This is a genomic window from Bradyrhizobium sp. CCBAU 51627 (assembly GCF_028128765.1).
Taxonomy (GTDB): Bacteria; Pseudomonadota; Alphaproteobacteria; order Rhizobiales; family Xanthobacteraceae; genus Bradyrhizobium.
In genome coordinates this window covers 1-432 of sequence record NZ_LBJG01000045.1, presented here as the reverse complement: position 1 = coordinate 432, position 432 = coordinate 1, and the positions used below count along the sequence as shown (strand labels likewise).

The following is a 432-nucleotide window of genomic DNA, read 5'->3' as shown; positions in this document are numbered from 1 at the left end:
GGGGTTGGTCAACGCGCAGCTGATCCCTTTCTCCCACAGCTCGACGAATGCCCGTCGCTCGTATCCGCCGCTGGCCTCCATGACCACCAGCTCCACGGCGTGTTCACGGCAGAACGCAGCCAACTTCGTAATGCCTGCCGTGTCGTTGTCAAAACTCGCGAACCGATGTCCGGGCTCGATGCAGACATCGAGCTTGGACTTCGAAACGTCCACTCCACAAATCGTCTTCTTCACGGTAACCTGCCTTGTCCATGCGATTGGAACTCAAGCGACTGTTCGGTCGTACGTGACATGGCGAAGATCCCAGAGCTCACCCACGGTTGTAGCCGGAGGGGTAACGGGCGACATCGCCACGCGCCTTGGCCGGTGGCCACCGGCCAAGGCGCTAAGTCGCTTCCATCGCACAAAATGGTCCCGTGCAGATACAAGGGG

General features: G+C 60.0%; 1 protein-coding gene. It reads right to left on the bottom strand.

Features of this window, described 5'->3' with window-relative positions; translation table 11 throughout:
* A partial coding sequence (locus XH88_RS25625) for an IS110 family transposase (protein WP_271671027.1) occupies nt 1–234 on the bottom strand: 234 nt, incomplete at its 3' end.
* Nucleotides 235–432: the final 198 nt, after the last annotated feature.